This window comes from Isoptericola sp. NPDC056134 (assembly GCF_042264825.1).
Classification (GTDB): Bacteria; Actinomycetota; Actinomycetes; order Actinomycetales; family Cellulomonadaceae; genus Isoptericola; species Isoptericola nanjingensis.
This window is the reverse complement of record NZ_JBHJVM010000021.1, coordinates 1-4,116: the sequence shown is the minus strand read 5'-3', so window position 1 is coordinate 4,116 and position 4,116 is coordinate 1. Positions and strand designations below refer to the sequence as shown.

Below are 4,116 nucleotides of genomic sequence, written 5' to 3'. Positions count from 1 at the left end.
GTGGGGTGGGGCGGGGTGGGGGGGGGGGGGGCGGGAATGGCGGTCTGTGGGGGGGGGGGGGGGGGGGGGGGGGGGGGGGGGGGGGGGGGGGGCGCCCCGGGGGGGGGCCCCCCCCCCACCGCGGGATCAGGTCAGGGGCCGGATCAGGGCGCGGAGCCCGCCGCCGCGGCCTGCTCCGCCTGGGCGTTCGACTGGTCGAGCAGCTCCTGCATGCGCGGCTGCACCTCGGCGAGGTAGTCGGCCGCCTTCTGCTTGCCGTCCAGCACCGGCTGGATGCCGACCCAGAGCTCGTCGTACCACTCGGCGCCGTAGGTGAACGACGCCGGCATCTCGCGCCCGTAGTCCTCGGCGATGTCGAGGAACTCCTGGCGGTTCCTGGGCTTCAGCGAGTCGTCCTCCTCGACCTCGGCGGCCCACTCCTGCGCCGTGTCGATCCGGTTCGGGATCTGGACGTTGGCGTCGACGAGCGTCTGCTGCGCGGCCTCGTCGGTGGACAGGTAGGTGGCCAGCTTCACCGCGTCCTCGGGCAGGTCCGTGGTGTTCGAGACGCCGATGCCGAGCGAGCCGACCCAGGTGGCGGGCTCGCCGGTCCTGCCGACGGGCCAGGGCATGAGGTCGTACTCGAAGTCGAGGTCGTTGTAGACGCTCATGTCCCAGGGGCCGACGGGGAAGAAGCCGATCTCCCCGGCCATGAAGCGCTGGTAGGTGTCGAGCGTCTGCGCCTGCTCGGGGTTCGGGGTGACGCCCTGCTCGGTGAGGTCGGCGATGAACTGGATCGCCTCGGCGAACTCCGGGGTGTCGACGGTGACCTGCGTGTGGTCCTCGTTGGTCCAGTCGCCGCCGTTGCTCCACACGAACGACTGCGAGTTCCACTGCACGTTGAGGCCGGTGCCCCACTGGTCGGTCTCGCCGTCGCCGTCGGTGTCCTGGGTGAGCTTCTTGCAGATCTTCAGCCACTCGTCCCAGGTGAGGGGCTCGTCCGGGTCGGGCCGCTCGACCCCGGCCTTCTCGAGCAGGTCGGCGTTGTAGCCGAACGCGAACGGGCCGATGTCCTTGGGCAGCCCGTAGAGCTTGCCCCCGGGGGTGCCCTGGGTGGTGCCGTCGAACCGGTAGGAGTCGACGCCGTACGGCCAGATGTTGTCGAGGTCGACCCCCTGCTCGGCGACCTGGTCCGTGATGTCCATGAGGACGCCCGAGCTCACGTAGGACTGGAGGCTGGCCTGCTCGATGTAGAAGACGTCGGGCACCTTGTTGCCCGCGACGGCGGCCTGGAGCTTCTGGGCGTACTGGTCCGCCGAGGTGACGATCATCTTGACCTTCACACCGGTGTCCTCGGTGAAGCGGTCGATGGCCTCCTGGTAGGCCTTCTTCTCGTCGTCGCCACCGCGGAACATGAACGTGAGCGTGCCGTCGTCGGTGCCGCTCCCGCCGCCGGAGCCGCAGGCGGCGAGGGTGCTGGCGGCCACCAGGGCGGTGGCGATGCCGGCGATCAGTCGTGACTTCCTCATCACGGGGTCCTCTCGGGGAGATCCGGGCCGCTCCGGCGCGGCGTCGCCCCGATGCGGTTTACATCGATGAAGAACCATCGACGGCGCCCAATCTGACACGGCTCGGGCGGCGTGGTCAAGTGGCCCAGGTCACGCCTCTGCAACGATGAAGAGGGCGGCGGGAGAATCCTCGGGGTCGCGGGGGAGCGCGGGGCCGGCGAGGGAGGCGCGACGCCGTGGTCGCCCAGGACCCGGGGCGGGTCGATCGGCTAGGATCGCGAGGGTCGCGACTGGCGTACAGGTGGATCACCACCGGGGAGCGACGCGCTGTGCAGACGACGGGTCGTTCGCCTGGGCCCGGTCGTCGTCCGACACGTCCGTCCGACACAGCTGGAGAACGCCTGATGAGCACTCCCGATCCCACGTTCAACGCGCCCCTGGCGGAGCTCGACCCCGAGATCGCCGCCGTCCTCGAGGGCGAGCTGACCCGTCAGCGCGACACCCTCGAGATGATCGCGAGCGAGAACTTCGTGCCGCGCGCGGTCCTGCAGGCGCAGGGCAGCGTCCTGACCAACAAGTACGCCGAGGGCTACCCGGGCCGCCGCTACTACGGCGGCTGCGAGCAGGTCGACATCGCGGAGAACCTCGCGATCGCCCGTGCCAAGGACCTGTTCGGCGCCGAGGCCGCCAACGTCCAGCCGCACTCCGGCGCGCAGGCCAACGCGGCCGTGCTGCACGCCCTCATCAACGCGGGCGACAAGATCCTCGGCCTCGAGCTGGCCCACGGCGGCCACCTCACGCACGGCATGAAGATCAACTTCTCCGGCAAGCTCTACGACGTCGGCGCCTACGGCGTGGACCCGCAGTCGTACCGGATCGAGATGGACGAGGTCCGCAAGCGCGCCCTCGAGCACCGCCCGGACGTCATCATCGCCGGCTGGTCCGCCTACCCCCGCCACCTCGACTTCGCCGCCTTCCGCGACGTCGCGGACGAGGTCGGCGCCAAGCTGTGGGTCGACATGGCGCACTTCGCCGGCCTCGTGGCCGCGGGCCTGCACCCGAGCCCCGTGCCGCACGCGGACGTCGTGTCCTCCACGGTGCACAAGACCATCGGCGGGCCCCGCTCCGGCTTCATCCTGAGCAAGGAGGAGCACGCCAAGAAGATCAACTCGGCCGTGTTCCCGGGTCAGCAGGGCGGCCCGCTCATGCACGTGATCGCGGCCAAGGCCGTGGCGTTCAAGGTCGCCGGCACCGACGAGTTCAAGGACCGCCAGGAGCGCACGCTGCGCGGCGCGCAGATCATCGCGGAGCGGCTGTCGCAGGCGGACGTCGCCGAGCAGGGGGTGTCCGTCCTCACCGGCGGCACCGACGTGCACCTGGTGCTCGTCGACCTGCGGAACTCCTCGCTCGACGGCCAGCAGGCCGAGGACCTCCTGCACGACGCCGGCATCACCGTGAACCGCAACGCCGTGCCGTTCGACCCGCGCCCGCCGCGCGTCACCTCCGGACTGCGGATCGGCACGCCGGCGCTCGCCACCCGCGGGTTCGGCGACGCCGAGTTCACCGAGGTCGCCGACATCATCGCCGTCGCCCTGCGGGACGGCGCCTCGGCCGACGTCGACGCGCTCGCGGCCCGCGTCGCGAAGCTCACGGCCGACTTCCCGCTCTACCCCGGGCTGTCCCAGTGACCGCGCAGGTCCTCGACGGCAAGGCCACCGCGGCCACGATCAAGGCCGAGCTGCGCGAGCGGGTGACCGCTCTGCGCGAGCGCGGCGTCGTGCCGGGGCTCGGCACTCTGCTCGTGGGCGAGGACCCGGGCTCGCAGTGGTACGTCGCCGGCAAGCACCGGGACTGCGCGGAGGTCGGCATCGAGTCGATCCGCGAGGACCTTCCCGCCACGGCCACGCAGGACGAGATCGAGGCGGCCGTGCGGCGGCTCAACGAGGACCCGGCGTGCACCGGGTTCATCGTGCAGCTCCCGCTGCCGAAGGGTGTCGACACCAACCGCGTGCTCGAGCTGATCGACCCGGACAAGGACGCCGACGGCCTGCACCCGACCAACCTCGGGCGCCTCGTGCTGCGCGTCAACGAGGAGGTCACCTCCCCGCTGCCCTGCACGCCCCGCGGCATCATCGACCTGCTGCTGCGGCACGACGTCGACCTCCAGGGCAAGGAGGTCGTCGTGGTGGGCCGCGGCGTGACCGTAGGCCGCTCGATCGGCCTGCTGCTCACGCGGCGCGCCGTCAACGCGACGGTCACGCTCACCCACACGGGCACCACCGACCTGCCGGCCCTCGTGAAGCGGGCCGACGTCGTCGTGGCGGCGGCCGGCGTCAAGGGGATCGTCACGGCGGACATGGTCAAGCCGGGCGCGGTGCTCGTCGACGTCGGCGTCTCCCGGGAGACCGACCCGGAGACGGGCAAGTCGCGCGTGGTGGGCGACATCGACCCGGCCGCGCGCGAGGTCGCGTCCTGGTACTCGCCCAACCCGGGCGGCGTCGGGCCGATGACGCGCGCCATGCTGCTGGCCAACGTCGTGGACACCGCGGAGCGCACCACGCCGAGATAGAGAAGCGAACCCGCCGAGATAGAGAGGCCCGGACGAGGCCGCACTGGATGCGGCCTCGTC

At 71.6% G+C, this 4,116-nt stretch carries 3 protein-coding genes and 1 riboswitch; of the genes, 2 read left to right on the top strand and 1 reads right to left on the bottom strand.

Annotation, left to right across the window (positions count from 1 at the left end):
- Window positions 1-143: 143 nt before the first annotated feature.
- Window positions 144-1,508 carry an ABC transporter substrate-binding protein gene (locus ACFCZN_RS17045; protein WP_429766277.1) on the bottom strand — a complete coding sequence of 455 codons (1,365 nt, stop codon included), beginning with the start codon at window positions 1,506-1,508 and terminating at the stop codon, window positions 144-146.
- A gap of 255 nt (window positions 1,509-1,763) precedes the next feature.
- A riboswitch (ZMP/ZTP riboswitch) is annotated at window positions 1,764-1,851 on the top strand.
- 40 nt (window positions 1,852-1,891) lie between these two features.
- On the opposite strand from ACFCZN_RS17045, the gene glyA reads away from it, so the two are divergent.
- Together glyA and ACFCZN_RS17035 are read left to right on the top strand one after the other, a co-directional pair.
- On the top strand, window positions 1,892-3,175 hold the full coding sequence (gene glyA, locus ACFCZN_RS17040; protein WP_429766278.1) for a serine hydroxymethyltransferase: 1,284 nt from the start codon (window positions 1,892-1,894) through the stop codon (window positions 3,173-3,175).
- Entirely contained in the window at window positions 3,172-4,056 is an 885-nt protein-coding gene (locus ACFCZN_RS17035; RefSeq protein WP_429766279.1) for a bifunctional methylenetetrahydrofolate dehydrogenase/methenyltetrahydrofolate cyclohydrolase, read from the top strand. The genes glyA and ACFCZN_RS17035 overlap by 4 nt, the downstream gene beginning before the upstream one ends.
- The last annotated feature ends 60 nt before the right edge of the window (window positions 4,057-4,116 follow it).

Coding starts and splice junctions, on each gene's coding strand:
- glyA (WP_429766278.1), top strand. CDS start 1,892: ATGAGCACTCCCGATCCCACGTTCAACGCGCCCCTGGCGGAGCTCGAC.
- ACFCZN_RS17045 (WP_429766277.1), bottom strand. CDS start 1,508: ATGAGGAAGTCACGACTGATCGCCGGCATCGCCACCGCCCTGGTGGCC.